Annotated in this window: 19 protein-coding genes and 2 pseudogenes; 11 read left to right on the top strand and 10 right to left on the bottom strand. The window is 44.8% G+C overall.

Annotated features, from left to right (window positions below; all coding sequences use genetic code 11):
* Positions 1–452 precede the first annotated feature (452 nt).
* From OCV20_RS23280 to OCV20_RS23255, 6 genes and pseudogenes are all read left to right on the top strand, one after another.
* Positions 453–2,624: a metallophosphoesterase gene (locus OCV20_RS23280; protein ID WP_086774476.1), complete on the top strand. Its 2,172-nt coding sequence runs from the start codon at positions 453–455 to the stop codon at positions 2,622–2,624.
* Positions 2,625–2,844: 220 nt separating this feature from the next.
* The gene (locus OCV20_RS23275; protein ID WP_017069768.1) at positions 2,845–3,189 is read left to right on the top strand and encodes a DMT family transporter; all 345 of its coding nucleotides are present in this window, start codon (positions 2,845–2,847) and stop codon (positions 3,187–3,189) included.
* Between the two features lie 232 nt (positions 3,190–3,421).
* A pseudogene (gene pflB, locus OCV20_RS23270) lies at positions 3,422–5,720 on the top strand (formate C-acetyltransferase).
* A 181-nt stretch (positions 5,721–5,901) separates the two neighbouring features.
* Entirely contained in the window at positions 5,902–6,822 is a 921-nt protein-coding gene (locus OCV20_RS23265) for an IS5 family transposase (RefSeq protein WP_086773621.1), read from the top strand.
* Positions 6,823–7,042: 220 nt separating this feature from the next.
* The gene (locus OCV20_RS23260; RefSeq protein ID WP_017111489.1) at positions 7,043–7,483 is read left to right on the top strand and encodes a PTS sugar transporter subunit IIA; all 441 of its coding nucleotides are present in this window, start codon (positions 7,043–7,045) and stop codon (positions 7,481–7,483) included.
* A 13-nt stretch (positions 7,484–7,496) separates the two neighbouring features.
* Positions 7,497–8,909 (top strand): PTS fructose transporter subunit IIBC, encoded by a 1,413-nt coding sequence (locus OCV20_RS23255; RefSeq protein WP_086775206.1) that lies wholly within the window; start codon positions 7,497–7,499, stop codon positions 8,907–8,909.
* A 479-nt stretch (positions 8,910–9,388) separates the two neighbouring features.
* Here the strand turns inward: OCV20_RS23255 and OCV20_RS23250 are convergent, their stop codons facing one another.
* Positions 9,389–10,165 carry a transporter substrate-binding domain-containing protein gene (locus tag OCV20_RS23250; protein WP_086775207.1) on the bottom strand — a complete coding sequence of 259 codons (777 nt, stop codon included), beginning with the start codon at positions 10,163–10,165 and terminating at the stop codon, positions 9,389–9,391.
* A gap of 124 nt (positions 10,166–10,289) precedes the next feature.
* Here OCV20_RS23250 and OCV20_RS23245 point away from each other — a divergent pair, with 124 nt between their 5' ends.
* A complete protein-coding gene (locus OCV20_RS23245; RefSeq protein ID WP_048611958.1) occupies positions 10,290–11,030 on the top strand; it encodes an amino acid ABC transporter permease in 741 nt (246 codons plus the stop codon).
* Positions 11,031–11,123: 93 nt separating this feature from the next.
* On the opposite strand, the gene OCV20_RS23240 is transcribed toward OCV20_RS23245, so the two are convergent.
* Together OCV20_RS23240 and OCV20_RS23235 are read right to left on the bottom strand one after the other, a co-directional pair.
* A complete protein-coding gene (locus OCV20_RS23240) occupies positions 11,124–11,273 on the bottom strand; it encodes a hypothetical protein (RefSeq protein WP_017092238.1) in 150 nt (49 codons plus the stop codon).
* Positions 11,270–11,452 (bottom strand): hypothetical protein, encoded by a 183-nt coding sequence (locus tag OCV20_RS23235; protein ID WP_157896354.1) that lies wholly within the window; start codon positions 11,450–11,452, stop codon positions 11,270–11,272. Before OCV20_RS23235 ends, OCV20_RS23240 begins: the two co-directional genes overlap by 4 nt.
* Before the next feature lie 96 nt (positions 11,453–11,548).
* Here OCV20_RS23235 and OCV20_RS23230 point away from each other — a divergent pair, with 96 nt between their 5' ends.
* Both OCV20_RS23230 and OCV20_RS23225 read left to right on the top strand, forming a co-directional pair.
* Positions 11,549–12,469, top strand: a complete 921-nt coding sequence (locus OCV20_RS23230; protein ID WP_086773621.1) for an IS5 family transposase — start codon at positions 11,549–11,551, stop codon at positions 12,467–12,469.
* Complete coding sequence (locus OCV20_RS23225; protein ID WP_261881460.1) at positions 12,462–12,839, top strand: DMT family transporter; 378 nt, start codon at positions 12,462–12,464, stop codon at positions 12,837–12,839. The genes OCV20_RS23230 and OCV20_RS23225 overlap by 8 nt, the downstream gene beginning before the upstream one ends.
* A 155-nt stretch (positions 12,840–12,994) precedes the next feature.
* Here the strand turns inward: OCV20_RS23225 and folM are convergent, their stop codons facing one another.
* The 5 genes and pseudogenes from folM to OCV20_RS23200 form a co-directional block, all read right to left on the bottom strand.
* On the bottom strand, positions 12,995–13,711 hold the full coding sequence (folM, locus tag OCV20_RS23220) for a dihydromonapterin reductase (RefSeq protein ID WP_086775919.1): 717 nt from the start codon (positions 13,709–13,711) through the stop codon (positions 12,995–12,997).
* The gene (folE, locus tag OCV20_RS23215; RefSeq protein WP_048611743.1) at positions 13,708–14,346 is read right to left on the bottom strand and encodes a GTP cyclohydrolase I FolE; all 639 of its coding nucleotides are present in this window, start codon (positions 14,344–14,346) and stop codon (positions 13,708–13,710) included. The genes folM and folE overlap by 4 nt, the downstream gene beginning before the upstream one ends.
* Positions 14,347–14,364: 18 nt before the next feature.
* Entirely contained in the window at positions 14,365–14,736 is a 372-nt protein-coding gene (gene folX / locus OCV20_RS23210; protein ID WP_017067658.1) for a dihydroneopterin triphosphate 2'-epimerase, read from the bottom strand.
* Positions 14,737–14,833: 97 nt separating this feature from the next.
* Positions 14,834–15,331, bottom strand: a complete 498-nt coding sequence (folK, locus tag OCV20_RS23205) for a 2-amino-4-hydroxy-6-hydroxymethyldihydropteridine diphosphokinase (protein WP_086775918.1) — start codon at positions 15,329–15,331, stop codon at positions 14,834–14,836.
* Between the two features lie 475 nt (positions 15,332–15,806).
* A pseudogene (locus OCV20_RS23200) lies at positions 15,807–15,993 on the bottom strand (IS5/IS1182 family transposase); the annotation flags it as partial.
* Positions 15,994–16,626: 633 nt separating this feature from the next.
* On the opposite strand from OCV20_RS23200, the gene OCV20_RS23195 reads away from it, so the two are divergent.
* On the top strand, positions 16,627–17,547 hold the full coding sequence (locus OCV20_RS23195) for an IS5 family transposase (protein WP_261881408.1): 921 nt from the start codon (positions 16,627–16,629) through the stop codon (positions 17,545–17,547).
* Between the two features lie 163 nt (positions 17,548–17,710).
* Here OCV20_RS23195 and manA read toward each other — a convergent pair whose 3' ends face one another.
* Together manA and OCV20_RS23185 are read right to left on the bottom strand one after the other, a co-directional pair.
* Complete coding sequence (manA, locus tag OCV20_RS23190; RefSeq protein WP_086774216.1) at positions 17,711–18,928, bottom strand: mannose-6-phosphate isomerase, class I; 1,218 nt, start codon at positions 18,926–18,928, stop codon at positions 17,711–17,713.
* Between the two features lie 110 nt (positions 18,929–19,038).
* Positions 19,039–20,943 (bottom strand): PTS fructose transporter subunit IIABC, encoded by a 1,905-nt coding sequence (locus OCV20_RS23185; RefSeq protein WP_086774212.1) that lies wholly within the window; start codon positions 20,941–20,943, stop codon positions 19,039–19,041.
* A gap of 378 nt (positions 20,944–21,321) precedes the next feature.
* On the opposite strand from OCV20_RS23185, the gene OCV20_RS23180 reads away from it, so the two are divergent.
* On the top strand, positions 21,322–22,161 hold the full coding sequence (locus OCV20_RS23180) for a helix-turn-helix transcriptional regulator (protein ID WP_050647271.1): 840 nt from the start codon (positions 21,322–21,324) through the stop codon (positions 22,159–22,161).
* Positions 22,162–22,177 lie beyond the last annotated feature (16 nt).

Raw genomic sequence — 22,177 nt, 5'->3', positions numbered from 1 at the left:
TAAGCGTAGTTGAGCTTAATTGTTTCCGCTCTCTCGTTTTGTTGGAGCTAGTATAGGTGGGAGTGCATGTTTTGATAATCCCCATAAATAGAAAATGATTATTACGTATTTGTAATAATGGGTATGGTTCAATGAATTTTTTTATTGGCAACTATCTTAGTCAGAGCGACTCAGGTTTTGAGGATATGTGACTTATCTAAACGGTCTGAATACATTGCCTTTACTGATGTTTAGGTGGGGGTTTTATGGTGATTTATATATTAAGCTTCGATTCGTATTGTTGAACTATCAGCTTTTAAGATGAATGGTAACTTGTTGAATTTTAACGATTGAAGCAATGTCGCATAAGCGTTCGTTGTGCGACGTTTTGTAAGATATAAGAAACAATAGTGTCATTTTTCTCATCTAGTCTCCTCGCCAAATTTTGAGTTCTAACTTTTTGGGAAGAGAAAATGAAAAAGAGTACATTGACCGTACTGTCAGGCTTAATAGCAGCCACATTAGCTGGTTGTAATTCAAGTTCACCAAGTGACGACAGCGGCAATCTAGATAGCGCAGTGCAAGTGGCGTTCATGCCTGATATCCATTTCCATGATGTCTACGGTGATTTTCAAGACGGTTCGTTCGCGGGACTCTACAACTCGGATAGTGGCGAGTATGCGACAATTCGAACGATGGAGTCTCAGATGAACTCCACTCGTCTATTCAATGAAAACTACTTTGCGATGATAGCGGCGCTTGATGATGTGGTTGAGCGTGGCGTGAAGTACGTAGCCTTGCCAGGTGACTTTAGTGACGACGGTCAGCCGATTCATATGCGTGGCTTGGTGAGCATCTTTGATCACTACCGCGACACGTACGGCCTTGAGTTTTTTGCAGCGCCAGGCAACCACGATCCAGGGCGTCCATTTACAATCCCTGCAGGTAAATCTGATTACCTAGGCGAGGGTGGTAAGAAGCAACGCATCTACAGCCGCGGTAAAGAAGAGTGTGTTGGTTATGACGATGAGTGGACGACCATTCCGGGTGAAGGTGACAACTTAGCAACTATCTGTACTGAAGAAGTACGTGAATGGGGCTATGAAGAGATCATGAGCATCCTAGGCACTCACGGCTTCTATCCTCAGCAAGATTATCTCTACTTTGAAACGCCTTACAGCAGCGACCAAGCTCGAGCTAGTTACAGCTATGATTTAGCTAAAGAAGAAGCGGCTTTTGATAAGCGCATGTACGAGATCTGTTATGAAGGTACGGGCGGCAGTTACAAAGAAAGTGGTTATTCAAGCTGTTCTGAAGTGCCGGATACCAGTTACTTAGTAGAGCCAGTGAAAGGGCTTTGGTTGCTGGCGATCGACGCGAATGTTTATCGCCCGAAAGAAAACTCGTCTGATAGCTCTGTCGATGGAAACACGTTTGATGGTTCAAGCAGCGCTGGTTATAACATGATGCTGACTCACAAAGAACATGTGATCGATTGGATCTCTGATGTTGTAAAAGCCGCGAAAGAGCAGAACAAGACGCTGGTGTCTTTCTCGCACTTCCCAATGACCGACTTCTACAACGGCGCTTCTGAAGAAATTGAAGATCTGTTTGGTGAAGGAAGCCATCAGCTGGCTCGTGAACCGGATGACGAGACCAGCCGCGCGTTGGCTGCTACTGGCCTAAATATCCACGTTGGTGGCCACATGCACTTTAACGATACGGGTAAGAAGAGCTTCAATATTGATGGTGTACAGCACACTCTATTTAATATCCAAGCGCCATCGCTAGCGGGCTACATTCCGGCCTACAAACTGCTGAACATTCGTCCTGATAACCAGATTGAAGTTGAGACGGTGGTTATCGACCAAGTTAAACGTTACAACGAGCTATTCAGTCACTATGCAGAAGAGCATGAATATCTTACTCAAGCTGCGAATGGCGATCCTGATGCAGAAGCTAAGATTTGGAACAAAGATATTCTGAATTCAGAGAGTTACTACGAACTGACCGATTGGCACATCCGTGAGCTAACGCGCCTGCGATTCCTTCCGGATGACTGGCCGCTAGAGATGCGTGAAATGATTATGCGAATGAGTGGCGAAGAGATGATGATCATGTCTCAGCTAGAAACTAATTTTACGGTTTGCCAGTTAGCTGATGAAATGAATTATCCAGTCGAGGGCTGTGTTGCAAATGGAGTAGACGACTACGAACAATTTCAACAAGACTGGGAAGCCGCGAAAGTTGAAGCTGACGCTATTGCATCTCAAGAAGGTCTAGTGCTTGAAGATTTTGCAGAATGGAGTGGTGAGTTGCTAGCGACTGACTTCTACCGCTTACGCAATGCAGACGAACTGGCATTCCGTGATATCGGTGAAACACAATTGCGCCAATATGAGTTGCTGAGTCGTGAACTTTCAGAGTTCGATGGCACGGTAGATTCAGAACTGGGTGACCTTGGCCAATATACCGTTGGTGAAGTGTTCCGCTCTCGTTTTGGTAGCTTGTTCGTGATTCTTGAAAAATTTGCAACAGGCCAAGCAAGTGACCACTTCTTGATTGATATCGACCAACAAACCCTGACCGATCTTAAAGGTGAAGTGAAGCGCGATATCCTAAGAGGCTCAACATCAGCAAATTAAGCTATTTAGATTGTTAGCGGATTAACTAATTAGCTTATTAAAAAAGAGCTCTACACATGATGTTGTAGGGCTCTTTTTGTCTCTCTGTCCTTCGATTGAATCAACCATCACACTTAAGAATTTTTAAGGTACGTCATAATAATTGCTTACTGAAAATCGCATGAATTGGAAATAAAACTACAATATTCTGAGCGCCGTATTTAATGTTGTGGACTCAAACATGCTTTTATCTCTTCCGCCTCCAGTGATGCTGTCACTCGCCATCGTGCTTGAAGTTGTCGCGACTTCTCTATTGCCTAAAACGCAGCAATTTACTTCCCTTCCTGCGACCGCCGCAGTGCTAGTCGGTTATGGCTTTGCTTTTTATCTGTTGTCTCTCACGGTTCAAACCATGTCTTTGGGGGTCGCCTATGCGATTTGGTGTGGGGCAGGGATAGTGTTGGTCGCGGCGTTGTCTTGGTTGGTCTACGGACAAAAGCTAGACATCTACGCGATCATTGGCATCGCTTTGATTTTGTCTGGCGTGGTGATCATCAACCTGTTTTCAACGTCCGTGAGTCACTAAGAGTCGACTCCCTACCTCTGAAACAACAAACTAATTGGAATCTAGAGCTGTTAACCTTCAACTTAAGATATTGAATATAATATAGTAATTCTAATAAATGCATTTTGTGCATGTATTTTATGAAAACAGCTCACTTTACTCATAGATTGGTCGGTTTAGTATAGCCAGCAGAAACCAATGATTATAAATAATCATCGATATTGTCTGTTTATCAATAACTTAGGAGGTCATTATGACTATTCCGACAACCGATATGATGGAAGCTTGGGCGGGATTTCAAGCTGGCGACTGGCAAACATCCGTTAATGCACGTGATTTTATTCAGCGAAACTACACCCCTTATGAAGGTGATGAATCTTTTCTTGCGGACGTGTCGGAGTCGACGACACAGCTATGGGAATCGGTGCTAGAAGGTATTAAAGAAGAAAGCCGCACTCATGCCCCTGTCGATTTTGATACTGATATCGTTTCCACTATCACCTCACACGATGCCGGTTACATTGCAAAAAAACCTCGAAAAAATCGTGGGTCTACAAACCGATAAACCACTAAAACGCGGCATCATCGCTAATGGCGGTATTCGAATGGTGAAAACGTCGTGCGAAGTGTACGGTCGTGAATTAGAGCCACAAATCGAAAAGATCTTCACTGAGTACCGCAAAACGCATAACCAAGTAGCGTTCGATCTTTATACCGATGAAATTAAAGCATGTCGCCGTTCTGGTATTATTACTGGTCTGCCAGATGCTTATGGTCGTGGACGCATTATTGGCGACTACCGTCGTCTTGCTTTGTACGGTATCGACTTCCTAAAATCAGACAAAAATGAGCAGTTCAAATCGACTCAGAAGATGCTTGAAACGGGTGGTGATTTAGATAAGACATTGCGTCTACGTGAAGAGCTTACTGATCAAATTCGTGCCCTTGATGAAATGCGAGAAATGGGTTTGAAGTACGGCATTGATATGTCTTCTCCTGCTCGTACTGCGCAAGAAGCAATCCAATTTACCTATTTTGGTTACTTAGCTGCGGTTAAGTCTCAAAATGGTGCTGCGATGTCGCTAGGCCGCACATCAACCTTCCTAGATGTTTACATCGAACGTGACCTTAAACTTGGTCTGATTGATGAAAAACAAGCGCAAGAGTTGATTGACCATTTCATCATGAAGCTTCGTATGGTTCGTTTTCTACGCACTCCTGAATACGATTCATTGTTCTCAGGCGACCCAATTTGGGCAACAGAAGCAATGGCTGGTATGGGCGTTGATGGTCGTACTCTTGTTAGCAAAACGACTTTCCGCTACTTGCACACATTGCACACGATGGGCCCAGCACCAGAGCCGAACATGACGGTTCTATGGTCTGAACAACTGCCTATCGCGTTTAAACAATACGCGGCTAAAGTGTCTATCGAAACCTCATCACTTCAGTATGAGAACGATGATCTAATGCGTGCGGATTTTGATAATGACGATTACGCGATTGCGTGCTGTGTGAGCCCGCAGGTGGTTGGCCAACATATGCAGTTCTTTGGTGCTCGTGCAAACCTTGCTAAAGCGTTGCTTTACACCATTAACGGTGGTGTTGATGAAAAATCTAACATGCAGGTTGGTCCTCAAGTTGCTCGTATCGAAGATAAAGTTCTTGATTTTGACCGCTTAATGCCTCGCTTTGATGACATGATGGATTGGCTTGCAACGCAATACGTCACTGCGCTGAACGTGATCCATTACTCGCATGACCGTTACAGCTATGAAGCATCGTTAATGGCATTAATGGATCGCGATGTTCATCGCACAATGGCTTGTGGTATTGCAGGGCTGTCGGTTGTTGCTGACTCGTTAGCGGCTATCAAATACGCGAAGGTAACACCAGTACGTAACGAAGATGGCATCGCTGTCGACTTTGAGATTGAAGGCGAATATCCGAAATTCGGTAACAACGATTCACGAGTCGATGATATTGCTTGTGATTTGGTTGAACGTTTTATGAAGAAAATTCAGAAAATGAACACCTACCGTGAAGCGGTTCCAACTCAATCTATTCTTACTATTACTTCAAACGTTGTATATGGTAAAAAAACCGGCAACACGCCAGATGGTCGCCGCGCAGGTATGCCATTTGGCCCGGGTGCAAACCCAATGCACGGTCGTGACGAGAAAGGGGCGGTGGCTTCACTTTCTTCAGTTGCCAAACTGCCGTTTGAATTCGCTAAAGATGGTATCTCTTACACCTTCTCAATCGTACCAAATGCATTAGGTAAAGATGACCTAAGCCAAAAAGTGAACCTAGCAGCACTAATGGATGGTTACTTCCACCATGAGGAAAATGCAGGATCGATTCGTGTTGAAGGTGGGCAACATCTTAACGTGAACGTGCTTAACCGTGACATGTTGTTGGATGCCGTCGAACATCCAGAAAAATACCCACAGTTAACCATCCGAGTGTCGGGTTACGCTGTGCGATTCAACTCGCTAACACGTGAGCAGCAACAGGATGTAATTAGCCGTACGTTTACTGCTAAGATCTAACCGTAAACTTCAAGTTATACGGTTCTAAAAAAGCGCGAGAATGACATCCGTCTCTCGCGCTTTTTTGTGCGTTGAGTATGGCGCTAATGATGTCGTTGGGCGGGCTTTGTTGCGTAATTCAATGGAACTAAATCAAGAACCTACGATCTGATCAGCTACCTCCACTCTATCTCGTAGTCCTATGCCTAAGCCTCGTTATAAAACAACCAACTGGAAGCAATACAACCGATCACTCATTAACCGTGGTTCTCTGACTTTTTGGATTGATGAAGAAGCAATAAGCGGATGGGCGCAAAGCAAACAGAATAAGCGCGGTAGGCCGCGTCGGTTCAGTGATTTAGCTATCACGACAGCACTCATGGTCAAACGAGTTTTTTCTATGCCATTGAGAGCGCTGCAAGGATTTATCGACTCGATATTTAGGTTAGCCCATGTACCGTTAAGTTGTCCGCATTACACCTGCATCAGTCGTAGAGCCAAGCAAGTTGAGGTTTCATTTAAGACTAAAACGAGAGGAGCGATACAGCACCTAGCCATTGATGCTACTGGCCTTAAGGTTTATGGCGAAGGTGAATGGAAAGTCAAAAAACATGGGACGGATGGCAAGCGTAGAGTCTGGCGAAAGCTGCATATTGCAGTCGATACCAACACTCATGAGATCATTGCCGCCGAGCTAAGTTTATCGACGGTTACAGATGGAGAAGTACTCCCGAACTTACTGAAACAAACACGCCGAAGTATCCTTGAGGTGTCTGGTGATGGCGCTTACGACACGAGAGCGTGTCACGCTGCTATTAAGATTAAGGGAGCTATTGCGCTTATTCCCCCAAGAGAAGGGGCTGCCTTCTGGGAGCGTGGTCACCCTCGAAATTTCGCCGTGGGTTGCCAGAAATTATACGACTCAAATAAGTATTGGAAAGAGCGGTATGGATACCACAAACGTTCACTCTCAGAAACAGCGATGTATCGAGTTAAACAGTTGCTAGGAGGGAAACTGAGCTTAAGAAATTACAATGCCCAGGTGGGTGAAACTTACGCGATGATAAAAGCGTTGAACAAGCTTACTGGGTTAGGTATGCCTGAAACTTGTCGTATTGACTAAGAAACAAGCGAAACGGGTTGGCTCTATCTCTAAATTTAATTACGCAACAAAGCCAAGTACACCATCAAATATGACTCATCTCACACTGGATGAATGATGCAAATCACACTTAATTTTGCTTGGTACAAATGTACAGTGAAGGGCTTTTATTTGCTATTTCGCGAATCGGGTTAATCCATTAATTTTAATTCAAGAACTTCAATCGTGAATGAGTTAATAAATGATCACACAGCTAACTAACGTCAACTTAATTAATAACAACCTTCAAGCGAATAATAAAAAAGAACTGTTTGAAGAATTGGCAAGCATGTTATTTGAGAACAACCGAATCAGTAATAAAGAAGCCTTCTTGGCAGACATCGAAATTCGTGAATCTCAAAGCATTACCTCAATGGACGGCATCGCTTACCCACACTCAAAAAGTAAGGCGGTAACTGAGCCAGCAATCGCGGTCGGTGTTAAGCGTGAAGGTATTGAGTATGGCGATGAAGACGGCATTAATCCAACCGTGTTTTTTATGATTGCCTCACCCGATAACGGTGCAGACCATCATATTTATGTACTACAAGAACTATTTGGAAAATTCAGCGATGAATTTATTCAAGATATCCATAACGCAAAAGACGAACAGCAAATCCTTAATATTTTAATTAATTCATAAGGCGTAGAAAATTATGAGCACCCTAACAACTCAAGCTACGAATACCAATAATAAAAATAGTAGTAGCGACTTTAAAAAAATCCTTAGTACCATGAAAGGCCACCTGCTTTTCGGAACCTCACACATGCTACCTTTCATCGTAGCCGGTGGTGTTCTGTTGGCGTTAGCGGTAATGGCATCAGGCAAAGGTGCGGTTCCAGCAGACGGCTTGTTGGCAGACATCTCTAATATCGGTATCAAAGGCCTTGTTCTTTTCCCAATCATTCTTGGCGGCTTTATTGGTTACTCCATTGCAGATAAACCAGCACTAGCACCTGCGATGATCTCTTCTGGCATCATGGCTGACATGGGCGGCGGTTTCCTTGGCTGTATCGTGGCAGGCTTTATCGCCGGTGGCGTGGTGTTCCAACTTAAGAAGATCCCACTTTCTGCGAACATGACGGCGCTAGGTGCGTACTTCATCTACCCGCTTCTAGGTACGTTAATCTCTGCAGGTATCGTACTGTGGGGCATCGGCGAGCCAATCAAACTGTTCATGTCTTCAATGAACGAGTTCCTAGCTTCAATGGCTGGTGCATCTAAGATGGTTCTAGGCACAATCCTTGGCGGTATGACGGCGTTTGATATGGGCGGCCCTATCAACAAAGTAGCGACCCTATTTGCTCAAACTCAAGTAGACACGCAACCTTGGCTAATGGGCGGTGTAGGCATCGCGATTTGTACTCCACCTCTAGGTATGGCTCTGGCGACTTTCCTATTCAAAAACAAGTTCTCTAAACAAGAGCAAGAAGCAGGTAAAGCAGCAGCAATCATGGGTTCTATCGGTATCTCTGAAGGTGCTATCCCATTCGCAGCGAATGACCCAATGCGCGTTCTTCCTTCAATCGTTGCCGGTGGTATCGTGGGCTGTGTATTTGGCTTCATGACAGACGTTCTACTGCACGCACCGTGGGGCGGCCTAATCACTGCGCCAGTATCAAGCAACATTCCGATGTACGTAGTCGGTATTGCACTTGGCTCATTAACTACAGCCGTTATCGTTGGCTTCTGGAAACCGGTAGCGGTAGAAACAGAAGAAGACATGGTTGAAGCGCCAGTACAAGCTCAAGCCGCTCCTGCAGCAGGCGAAGGCGAGTATGACATCGTAGCTGTCACTTGCTGCCCTTCAGGCGTTGCACACACCTTCATGGCGGCAAAAGCACTAGAGAAAGCAGGTGCGGCAGCAGGCCTTAAGATTAAGGTAGAAACTCAAGGTCAAAACGGTATTCAGAACCGCATCACTGACCTAGATGTAGCAAACGCAAGACTGGTTATCTTGGCTCACGATATTCAAGTGAAAGACGCTCACCGCTTTGCTAACGCGAACGTAATTGAGTGTTCAACCAAAGAGGCAATGAAAAAAGCAGCGACGTTAGTGGTCGCGTAACCCAAATTAAAGCAAGCTCCTAACTCAAGAGCCCTTCCCCCTAAGGGCTCTATTTTCTTCTCAAATATCGCTTTGATGTTCTTTTCATCAATCTAGAATCAATTTAATCAGTCAATATAGTTTCTGTTCAAACTGAATTTTCTCTCTATCTTCACCATAAAAATAATTCCGTGACTGAGATGTCAAAACGTTATGTTACTTCGTAATATCACAGATTTACCTTTTAACTCATGTCAGACGAGATATCGCATACCCACTGCTTAGGGCAAGCGCAACAACTGCTGATAATCGTGTTATTTCATTCATCGTTATTCTCCGATTTTTTATCTTTTTCGGAATAAATCGGAGAGCCTGAATAATTTGTTTAGGGTTTTATAGATGAGGTTACGTTTCGGCGCGTGTGGGCTGAAATATCTTAAGTGCTTGTTGATGAAAAAGAGCCGCTAATCGCGGCTCTGGTTGATGAGTGAATCGTGGTGCTACATGCTCTTCAGTCCCCACTTCTCAGCGGTTTGCTTAAAGAAACCTTGCGTCTTTTTCAGTTCAACCCAGTGATTAATGTAGTTAATCCAAACTTGATCATCTTGTGGTAGTAGCATCGCAATTGGAGTTGGTTTACGTGGATCTTTCACCGGAACAATCGCGAGTTGTTTAAACTTCTCTACTAAGGTTGCAGCCTCTACGTTTGAAGTCACGGAGACATCAGCGCGGCGAGCTAAAAGCTCTTGGAAATCCCGTGCCGGCGCTTCAATCACGATGTGTTGTGCCGATGGGAAGAAGTCCTTCACCATTTTTTCTTGTACTGTGCCGAGCGTGGCGGCAACTTTGATTTCTGCTTTGTCAAAGTCACTCCAATCAGAGAACTTCTCTATGTCTTTCTTTTGCACGACAGGGACAAAAGCCAGATAGAAGTAAGGTTGGCTGTACCCAGCGACTTTTGCTCGAGACATGTTGAGCGATGCGCTGCCAGTCACGTCGTATTTGTTGGCCGTGATGCCATTCACCAAGGTTTTCCAGTCTGTTGCGACGTATTCCACTTTTACGCCTAGGTCTTTAGCCAACTCAGTCGTGACATCGATATCAAAGCCGCGGTAGCTGTTGGTTGCAGGATCCTTCATTGTCATTGGGTTCCAATCCCCCGTTGTACCAACGCGAAGAACTCCCGCACCCAGTATCTCCTGCAAACGACTTTGGGCATGTGCGATTTGTGTAAAAGCAAGCAGGCACATTCCTAATGCGATTAAGCTTTTTTTCATTTTTTATTCCTTTAAAGAATGCTGATTTCTAAGTGATGAATGTAGATATTATTTTTAATTATTAACCATTAAACAGATTTGGTTGTTAACATGGCAATAACAAATGGAGTTTTTGGGAGTAAATGTGAACTATCGTCACTTATCGCTAGTTTCTCTGCTGTTTCTGACAGGATGTTCAGATTATCAATGGGGATGGTATGTACTCGACCCGTCGACGGAGCAGGGACGAACTAATATTCAGTTTTTGATGGCTGGTTTTAGCGAGACTATTCAGGTTTCGTTGTTGAGTATGTTTTTTGCCATGGCTCTCGGTCTATTGGTCGCCTTTCCTGCGCTTTCAAGCTCACCAGTACTCAAGGGAATTAATCGACTTTACGTAGAGGTGATTCGTTCTATCCCTGTGCTGGTATTGCTATTGTGGGTGTATTACGGAATGCCGACATTACTCGATGTCTCTTTGAACCACTTCTGGGCAGGGGTAATCGCATTGACCATTGCCGAGAGCGCCTTTATGGCGGAAGTGTTCCGTGGGGGGATTCAAGCGATTAATCGTGGGCAACATGAAGCGGCCGAATCCTTGGGATTGACCTATTGGCAAAAAATGCGATTGGTTATCCTACCGCAGGCATTCCGTCAAATACTGCCGCCCTTGGGCAATCAGTTTATTTATATCCTCAAGATGAGCTCGCTAGTGAGTGTGATTGGTTTGAGTGATTTAACAAGGCGAGCCAATGAGCTGGTGGTGAACGAATATTTACCTTTAGAGATCTATACGTTTCTGGTTTTGGAGTACCTTGTTCTTATTTTGGTGGTATCGCAAGCGGTTCGTTGGCTAGAAAAAAGGATTGCGATTCCGAGCCATTAAATGGTGCTAACCCTCAAGATCGTTCAGCTATCTCCAACAAAAAAGCCTCGAGCACAGGCCCGAGGCAAAAAAGGATTGAACATGCGTTCGCCTTTAATCAAGTTGCCATTTAGCAACAATAGACTCAGCTTCGTATAACAGCGCTTGAGTGACTTCGGAGTTAACGAACTTCGCGTTTTCTTGTACTTGCTGCACCGTGTGGGCACCGGCAATCACAGGGCCAACCTCTTTTTGAGCAATCAACCAATGGATTGCCAAGTGAGCGAGTGGGATACAAAGTTATTGAGGTTCTGGACGCTGTCACTGTTGATGGATAAGTTGATGAGCAGGTAGTAGCCTGATTCACCAAGTTGTTGGCTAATGGAAGAGAGCTCTTGTAAGAATGTTGGCACACAGAACAATTCATCGGGAGATTGCAGCATAATACCAACCATTTAGAGGCTTTGTTGCGTAATTCAATGGAACTAAATCAAGAACCTACGATCTGATCAGCTACCTCCACTCTATCTCGTAGTCCTATGCCTAAGCCTCGTTATAAAACAACCAACTGGAAGCAATACAACCGATCACTCATTAACCGTGGTTCTCTGACTTTTTGGATTGATGAAGAAGCAATAAGCGGATGGGCGCAAAGCAAACAGAATAAGCGCGGTAGGCCGCGTCGGTTCAGTGATTTAGCTATCACGACAGCACTCATGGTCAAACGAGTTTTTTCTATGCCATTGAGAGCGCTGCAAGGATTTATCGACTCGATATTTAGGTTAGCCCATGTACCGTTAAGTTGTCCGCATTACACCTGCATCAGTCGTAGAGCCAAGCAAGTTGAGGTTTCATTTAAGACTAAAACGAGAGGAGCGATACAGCACCTAGCCATTGATGCTACTGGCCTTAAGGTTTATGGCGAAGGTGAATGGAAAGTCAAAAAACATGGGACGGATGGCAAGCGTAGAGTCTGGCGAAAGCTGCATATTGCAGTCGATACCAACACTCATGAGATCATTGCCGCCGAGCTAAGTTTATCGACGGTTACAGATGGAGAAGTACTCCCGAACTTACTGAAACAAACACGCCGAAGTATCCTTGAGGTGTCTGGTGATGGCGCTTACGACACGAGAGCGTGTCACGCTGCTATTAAGATTAAGGGAGCTATTGCGCTTATTCCCCCAAGAGAAGGGGCTGCCTTCTGGGAGCGTGGTCACCCTCGAAATTTCGCCGTGGGTTGCCAGAAATTATACGACTCAAATAAGTATTGGAAAGAGCGGTATGGATACCACAAACGTTCACTCTCAGAAACAGCGATGTATCGAGTTAAACAGTTGCTAGGAGGGAAACTGAGCTTAAGAAATTACAATGCCCAGGTGGGTGAAACTTACGCGATGATAAAAGCGTTGAACAAGCTTACTGGGTTAGGTATGCCTGAAACTTGTCGTATTGACTAAGAAACAAGCGAAACGGGTTGGCTCTATCTCTAAATTTAATTACGCAACAAAGCCATTTGTTGCTTCGGTGCTATTATTTCCCCTTATGCTCGTTACTAGTGAATCATATATTCCTTCTACTGAGTCAATCCCACTCATCGTCTATGCCGTATTCTTCCTTTCCATCATTTCAACTTATCTTTGGAAAAAGGCAATCGACATGATTGGCGCGATGAAAACTTCACTATCAATGAATTTCATGCCTGTGATTGCCGCCATGTTGAGTTACATAATCTTGGGTGAAGATATTGAGAGCTACCATGTAATTGGCACTGTCATTATAATTTCGGGGCTTGTCGCTATTAATCTAACTCGCTATAAAAAATCATAACAAGTATCAGGACATTTTTATATTGGGAAACCAGCTTGATTCCGTTCACTCAGAGATGACATCAACTTTCTCCTTATGCAGGGCAGCACTCGTTCATAAAACAGGTTTAAGTCGCTACGTTGACTATGCTGCCTCAAGATCACAATACATAGGCTTCACTTCAAGTGCCTGCCGCCATCAAGGTGCAAAGTCCTTCCTGTCATATAGTGACTAGCCAAAACAAACTTAATGCCATCTATCACTTCTTCAAAGCCTGCCTCTGTAGGAATCAGTGCTTTTTTCAGAGCTTTGGTTTTGTAAGCCTCGTCGTCATGTTCATTGAATTTGATCATGGCTGGAGAAACCGTATTTACTTTCACCTTGGGAGCCAGCATCGCCGAGAACGACAGCGTCAGGTTGTTGAGTGCGGCTTTACTGGCCGCGTAAGCGATGTGTTTTTTACTGCCTTTTTCCGCAACGTAATCACTGATGTGGATGATGTCCGACGTTTTATCGCCAGACATTAATTGGTCTTTGAGAGTTAAATTGACGAGATAAGGCACGGTAGCGTGAACCGTCATCATCTGGTTCATTATTTGTAATGCGTTTTCACGGGGATTTTCTTTGTTCTCCGGTTGCCAGTCGGAAGCGTTATGGATGATGGCTCGGAGCGCCTTATATTCTTGACCGACATAATGCAGAAAACCCTCTAAGCTGCTTTGTTGATAAAAGTCTACCTGTTGCAAGTCGGCTCCACTGTCGCGCAGTAATTGCAAATGAGGATAGTCACTTCGGTAAGTGCCAACCACTTTGTATCCATCAGATAAAAGTTGCTGCGCCAGAGCAAACCCCAACCGTTTCCCCACACCGGTTATTAGAATCGTCTCACTCATCGTAAAAACTCAGCTCTAGTTTGAGGGTTAGTTTTGAAACTGCCACCAAGCGCAGTAGTTGTGGTTTCAGAGTTTGCGTCCATCACGCCTCTCGATTTAACGCAATAGTGAGTTGCTTTAATCGTCACAGCCACATTTTCGGTTTCAACCAGAGCCTGTATCGCGACCAAGATTTGCTGGGTAAGGCGTTCTTGAACCTGCGGACGCTGAGCAAAGAATCGAACAATACGGTTTATTTTAGATAGCCCGAGGATCTTGGATTCAGGGATATAAGCCACTTGTGCTAAACCATCGATGGTAATGAAGTGATGTTCGCACGTAGAAGTTAAATCGATGTCTGATACCTTGACCATTTCATCAACCGACATTTTGTTGTCGATAACACTGATCTTTGGGAAGTTATTGTAATCGAGCCCTGAAAATATCTCGTGAACGTACATCTTAGCAATGCGATGAGGTGTTTCAGCAAGACTGTCATCGGTTAAATCCAGTCCAAGCGTACTGACAACTTCCGTCAAAAGTCCTTTGATGCGGTTGTACTTCTGGTCGGGGTTCATTTCGCTCGATGTCATAGGGGTTTCTAGCCCCTTTTCGAGCAAAGCTTCTCTTACTTTTTCAGCTTCTGTGGTTAGCATTGAGTCGCTCCTTATGAATTAATCTTCGAGTTCTGCTTCATAGCTCAGGGTGAGCGAGACGGAATCGGCGAAACGTAGCGCATGAGGCTTGTCAATTCTCACTTGAGCGTATCGGACCCATGAATGGTCGATACAAATACCGAGTACGTCGCTGGTTAACTTTTCTAAAAGCAGAAACCGTCCAGATTCAACATGTTCAATAATTTTTTTGCAGATATTTTTGTAGTTAAGTGCGTTCTCCACATCATCAGAAAGGCAGAGGTTGTTTGCGGGGTAATGGATCTCCGCATTTATAACAATGTCTTGCTGCTTAGTTTTTTCTTCTTCGTTGAAGCCGATGAAGGTTCTTAATCTGAGATTTGTGATGGTGATAATCGCATTGTGATTCATAACAGTTTCCGATCCTTAGAAGGTAGAGTGAGTTACGTGCCTGTTAGAGGAAAAGATCAATAAAGCTCAAGCGTTCTGTTTAAAGCCGTTGTAGGGACTAAGTGAAGCTGACCTTGAAAGGTATAAGTTCGGTTTTCTGATTCAGCTGATCGAAATTGTTCCAGAGATGCTGAAAAGAGATATCTAGAGTGGGATGACGTTCTTGCGCGGCAACATCAACTAACGGTCGAAGCACAAAAGCGTACTCAGTGATTTCACCTCGCGGCAGCTCTACTCCATCGATAGTGCCCACTTCGTTACCGTAAAGAAGGATATCGATATCCATAGTGCGCGAAGCATATTCTTTAGCTTCACGCTTTCGGTCATTCTCTAATTCGATTTGATGCAGAACCTTAGCCAGTTCAGCGATAGAAAGGTCACATTCAAACCCTACGACTAGGTTCAGGAAGTTGTCCCCTTCAAAACCAACAGGCTCACAATCATAGAAATTAGAAATGTGCAGAGGGGCAAAGCGGCTATTCAATGCTTTGAGGGATTCTGTGACGTGATGTTCGCGGTTAATGTTGCTTCCAATGCTGACATAGACGGTGGCCATAATGTTTTCTCCCTTTTAACGAACCTCTTACGTTGTAAGTCGATAGGAAGATCAGCTATGTATCCGTTTGATGTCGGGAGGGTAAAAGAAAATCTCCCGACAACTCATATAGAGATCGGTTCTAAATCGGAAAGAGAGGCTTTTGAACTAGAAAATGCCACGGGCGAAAATTCAGCTTATGAAGGTTCTGGACAGAACCTTCTTAGAGTAATCACTTAAATTAGTAAAATGCAGATAACTTTTAGTATGGAAAAAGTTGCTTCGTGAGGTGTCCTGTTTGACTGATGCGGACCAAAAACTAGTTTGTCAATGCTCTCGACACTTTAGCGATGAGACTACCTATCTCTTCATCTGACTTATTCTCGGATAGTCTTCGAGCCATTTCCAAAAACTCATCCATTTCTGAGTGGGCTATGTTAGGTAGCTTTGTTGCGTAATTCAGTTTAGAGACAGAGCCTCCCACTTAGTATTTTTATTAGTCAACACGACGAGTTTCAGGCATACCTAACCCCATAAATTTGTTCAACGCTTCTATTATTACGTAAGATTCCCCCATCTATGTATTGTAATTTTTTAAGCTCAATCGCCCTACCTAGTAACGGTTTAACTCGATACATCGTTGTTTCTGAGAATGGGCGTTTGTGGTAACCATATAGCTTCTTCATTAATCCAAAATGTCTGAAAGACTACGATTTGTAACGATGCTTAGGCATAAAGCTTTGAAACATAATTTTTCTTTAGGTGGATAGCACTCTTTAAGTCTTGCTCAACTGATCGAATATTTTGATTAAGCGAAGTAAGAGGTTGTTTTGCGCTGTTTAGCTCTTATATTATCTTTGCCAAATCAGCTTTTAGTGTCGTTAATTGATGACTTGTCTTGGTGAGCATAGTTTAAAACTCCTGCTTCTCATAACTGATAAATAATGCGTATTTAAACTATGTAGACAGAATCAAACTTAAGTCGGTAATGAAAACTTTTGAATAATTTGGGGATATTTTTCCATTATAAATCAGAGTCAACGTGCTGAGTTTTCTTGATTACCCTGATTATTATGCAATTTTTGTTTAGCGTAAAATAAAGGCCAGCATAAAGTCATTCAGAAGTTGAGCGAGTTCTACTCAACAAAGAGTGAAGAGAATACAGAAGTATTTTAGCTCCACGCACCCGGATTCAAAAACTCGTTGCAAATTCATGTATAAAAAGGACCCTTTTCTAGGCTTTGTTGCGTAATTCAATGGAACTAAATCAAGAACCTACGATCTGATCAGCTACCTCCACTCTATCTCGTAGTCCTATGCCTAAGCCTCGTTATAAAACAACCAACTGGAAGCAATACAACCGATCACTCATTAACCGTGGTTCTCTGACTTTTTGGATTGATGAAGAAGCAATAAGCGGATGGGCGCAAAGCAAACAGAATAAGCGCGGTAGGCCGCGTCGGTTCAGTGATTTAGCTATCACGACAGCACTCATGGTCAAACGAGTTTTTTCTATGCCATTGAGAGCGCTGCAAGGATTTATCGACTCGATATTTAGGTTAGCCCATGTACCGTTAAGTTGTCCGCATTACACCTGCATCAGTCGTAGAGCCAAGCAAGTTGAGGTTTCATTTAAGACTAAAACGAGAGGAGCGATACAGCACCTAGCCATTGATGCTACTGGCCTTAAGGTTTATGGCGAAGGTGAATGGAAAGTCAAAAAACATGGGACGGATGGCAAGCGTAGAGTCTGGCGAAAGCTGCATATTGCAGTCGATACCAACACTCATGAGATCATTGCCGCCGAGCTAAGTTTATCGACGGTTACAGATGGAGAAGTACTCCCGAACTTACTGAAACAAACACGCCGAAGTATCCTTGAGGTGTCTGGTGATGGCGCTTACGACACGAGAGCGTGTCACGCTGCTATTAAGATTAAGGGAGCTATTGCGCTTATTCCCCCAAGAGAAGGGGCTGCCTTCTGGGAGCGTGGTCACCCTCGAAATCTCGCCGTGGGTTGCCAGAAATTATACGACTCAAATAAGTATTGGAAAGAGCGGTATGGATACCACAAACGTTCACTCTCAGAAACAGCGATGTATCGAGTTAAACAGTTGCTAGGAGGGAAACTGAGCTTAAGAAATTACAATGCCCAGGTGGGTGAAACTTACGCGATGATAAAAGCGTTGAACAAGCTTACTGGGTTAGGTATGCCTGAAACTTGTCGTATTGACTAAGAAACAAGCGAAACGGGTTGGCTCTATCTCTAAATTTAATTACGCAACAAAGCCGGTGTACTTCGGTGTTGAAATAACTTTCTGTGGGAAGAAAAATGCCCCGCAAAGCAGGGCATGATCAGTGTTTGTATCTACTCGGGAGAGCTAGATTTACTTGATAGAGCTAGCTGTAAGCACGTGCCACGCGTCCAACGCAATCGAGTTTGTAACTTTCAGCGTAAGCGGGAATGAATACCGATTGGCCTTTCTCTATCACGCAGGTTTCACCGCATTGATGGGTTAGCACCATGGATTCATCGAGTGGCAGTAAGATCTCGGCACCTTCGGTGGTGATCTTCCTCTGATGTGAGTTCTGCACGATAGAGAACTTAAAATCCTCGACTGGAATTTGGTATTCCATCACATCACCTTGCTCAATAGGGCTGAGCAGTAGCCTATCTGCAGGCTTTTCATTGAATTGAGTACAAGAGACTAATTCATTGATATCCATGTACTTAGGCGTCAACCCTGCGCGGAGTACATTGTCTGAATTTGCCATCACTTCTAAGCCCGTACCTTTAATGTAAGCGTGCGGTGTCTCGGCATCCAGATACATGGCTTGTCCGGGCTTTAAGGTGATCACGTTCAATAGCAGCGGAGCAAACAGGCCTACATCACCCGGATATTGCTGTTCCAACTCTGAAATCAACTGGAACACAGGGGCATCAGAAAGCTTCGCCTTCATCAGTAACATGGTCAGAGCCATGCCTTTTTGTTCACCTTGTAAAGACAATAAGCTCGCGAAGAAGCTGGCTAATCCATTAGGCGTTTGATCGCCCGCGAGATCATTGACCATCGAATGCAGCTCTGGAATATCAAGGTAATGGAAGTGCTCAAGGATCTCGTTGATAGATCTAAAGCCATTCATCGCGGTGTAGTCGGTTAGGGCATACACCAGTTCTGGCTTGTGGTTGGGATCCTTGTAGTTACGGTTGCCCGCTGTCATCGGAATGCCTTGCTGCTCTTCAAGAGCATAGCCAGATTCGGCTTGCTGCTTGTTCGGGTGAACTTGAACTGAGAGCGCTTTCTCGGCAGCTAACACCTTAAACAGATACGGCAGTTCTCCAAAACGGCTCGCGACTTTCTCGCTTAGAAATAGGTTTAGGTTCTTGGAAATGAGGTTCGACAACGTGGTCTGCTGCCCGTTGTCGGTCACCATTGAGCAACCATTCGGATGAGCGCCCATCCAGATCTCCGCTTGCGGCTCACCTGATTGGTTATCTATACCAAACAGGTGGCTGAACGAAGAAGGGCTACCCCATGCGTAGTTCTGAATCACGTTAGTCATAGGGTAGAAAAAGCGTTGTACGAACGAGTCGTTCGCTAAAGAAAAATCAGACATCGAAATCACCATGAAGGGAAACATGGCTTGAGCTCTATTCGTTCCTAAAAAACTATTAGCTACTAAAAACAGTAGGGTAGAGGGGCTCAAGCCATTGGAGTTGAAATGGCTTAAGCCGCTGCTGCTGTTAGCTTGGCTTTGCGTAGATTTTTAAGCGCGATACAAGTAACCGCAGTCACGCCCGCACCTGATGCCATGCATAGTAGTGCCAGCATTGGGTAGTTCATTGCACCGAGCAGAGCCACAACTGGGCCACCATGGGCAACGCTGTTGGTGATACCAAATGAGAACGCCATAACCGCTGCAGTCATTGAACCCAGTACGTTGGCAGGGATAACCGACATCGGATCTTGAGCTGCGAAAGGAATCGCGCCCTCAGATATACCCACTAAGCCCATTGCGCCCGCTGCTTTACCCGCTTCGATTTCAGATGATTCGAACAGGTCGAACTTACGGCCAAGTCTGGTTGCGATAGCCATGCCTAGTGGAGCCACAGGAATTGCACACGCCATCGCACCCATGAATTGAGTTTGACCGCTGGCGATCATGCCGACTGAGAATAGGAACGCCACCTTGTTGAAAGGGCCGCCCATATCGAAACCAGCCATGCCACCCAATACGATGCCAAGCAGAACCACGTTGCCTGTGCTCATGCTAGTAAGTAGGGCTGTAAGAGCATCCATCAGCCCTGCGATAGGTGCGCCGATAACAAAAATGAACAGGCCTGCGATGAATAGAGAACCAGTGATCGGAGCGATCATGATAGGCACAAGCGGTTGAACGAATTTGTGGTAGTTAAACGAAGTAATCCATTTAACGAAGTAACCCACCAATAGACCTGCGATGATTGCGCCAATGAAGCCTGTGCCTGCGTCAGCGCCATAGAAAGAGCCGTTGTTGGCAATCCAACCGCCAATTAAGCCAGGGGTCAGAGCAGGGCGGTCAGCAATCGCGTAAGCAATGTAGCCGGCTAAGATTGGGATCATCAATGTGAAGGCAACCACACCCACTTCGAGGATTTGGTTCCACATGCTGCCAGCAGGAATTGCCATGCCAGATTCACTCGGCTCACCGCCAATGGCTAGTGCTAGGGCAATCAAAAGACCGCCTGTCACCACGAATGGGATCATGTGAGATACGCCATTCATCAAGTAACGATAAAGGTCTGAACGCGCTTGCGAGGCTTTCTCTACAACAGATTGGTTGGTCGGCGCTTGTTCAGCTTGGTAGCTAGGTGCATTGAGCGCTTGTTTGATCAAACCTTGCGCGTCTTTGATTGGTGCTTTTACGTTGGTGCTGATAACGCGTTTTCCGGCAAAGCGAGCCATGTCGACCTGTTTGTCACAAGCCACCACTATTGCGTCTGCGCGTTCGATCTCTTCTTGAGTTGGACTGTTTTTAACGCCGATAGAACCGTTGGTTTCGACCTTGATGTCATAGCCAAAAGCCGCCGCGCCTTTCTCTAGTGCTTCGGCTGCTAAATACGTGTGTGCAACGCCAGCTGGGCAGCCTGTCACACCAATGATGAAGCCTTGTTTCTCAACGCTGGTTTCCGTTTCTGATGGCTCAGGTTTGCTAAGCAGTAGCTCTAGTGCTTCTTGTTGAGATTGAGCATTCATGAAGCTTTCGATAAAGCCTTCTTCAATCAGTTTTGAAGAAAGTTCTGCCAGTACTTCGATGTGGTGATTATCGCCGCCATCAGGAGAGGCAATCATGAAGAACAGTTTTGATGGCTGGCCGTCATCTGCGCCGTACTCGATACCCTGTTGATGGACACCGATAACAACCGCGGGTTTGATGACCGCAGCGCTTTTCGCGTGTGGCAGAGCAATACCTTCTTCAAATCCGGTATTACCTTGTTCTTCACGAGCCTTAATGTCGGCAAGAAACTGTGCTTTGTCTGAGATTCTGCCTTGTGCGTAAAGCACGTCTATCAGCTCTTTAAATACGTCTTCTTTTGAATTAGCGCTAAGCGAAAGCTTAATCAAATCTTGATTGATCAATGTCGTGATCATAATGAACCCCTACTCTGTTTTTATTTTGTTAGGGGTATTCTGGAATCTACGGCTTGCCTTCTGTAGTGAAGAAAAAATGCATTTACTGGATGATTGTTGCGTTATAAGTGGAGTGTGATTTTGATCGGTCGAACGGGCGTTTGTAGCCCTGTATTGACAAGATTTGTCGTGCTTTGACGCTTTTATTTATAAGGGGTTCGGCGTGTTTTGTTATCTGGGGAATTACGTGCCTCATCGGTTTCTGCACTGGAGATTTATTTCTAAGACTGGATTTTTGTAACCTAGATCTCAAATTGTGATTTTGCTCAATAGCGCTATGTTTCAGTTACAGGTATATCTATTTCCGTAGCCTTATTGCTGCCCATAAGAGTTCGAATAATGATATTTCATGACTTAATCTCGTCGGTGTTAAATGAGCGAGAACCGTTTCATAACATCTGGTTTGCTGGAGATTTTCACACGCCTTCCGCTTGTAGCTATCAGGTGAACTTTCCACGTTTGGAGTTGGTGTTAGACGGAGAGTATGTCAATGAAATGGAGAGTCATGATCGCAAGATCACTAACGTTATTGCCAAAGCCGGAGACGCGATTTTTATTCCACCCAACTGCTGGAATAAACCTAACTGGGATACCGACTGCTCGGTGCTGAGTATGTTGTTTGGTCGTCGCCAGCTGGGTTTAAGCTTGGTGAGTAAGCGCAAAGGGGAAGAGAGCTTTTACGATATCCAAAAGCACAGTATTCAGACTCGCTCTGGGTTTGCGATTGATAACATCTTGGAGGCGCTCAGCTCACTCGCGAGAGAGAGTAACAAGCAGCCGATGGATGAGTTATTGCTGCAAGCTCTGCTCCAATACAGCAAGACGATGTTGGATGCGCCCGTCGAGAAATCTCACAGCCGAGTGCAGGATGTGTATCAAGGGATCTGTATCTATATTCAAGAGAATTTCCACCGTCAAATCACCCGAGACAGCATTGCCTCACGCTTTAGCATTTCATCCAATCACTTGTCGCGAATGTTCCGTCAGCAAGGCCACATGACGCTAGCAGAATACATCACCCGTGTGCGGGTCGACCGCGCTAAGTTCATGCTCAAAAAGTACAACTTCAAGCTCAATGAAGTGGCATTACGTTGCGGCTTTAAAGATGTGAACTACTTCTGTCGCGTGTTTAAGAATCGCACCGGTAGGACGCCGACAGAGTATCGAGGATCAATCTAGGTCTAACGGGGTGGTC

Source organism: Vibrio coralliirubri (assembly GCF_024347375.1).
Classification (GTDB): domain Bacteria; phylum Pseudomonadota; class Gammaproteobacteria; order Enterobacterales; family Vibrionaceae; genus Vibrio; species Vibrio coralliirubri.
The sequence above is the reverse complement of the archived record's forward strand: the minus strand, read 5'-3'. Positions and strand labels throughout refer to the sequence as shown.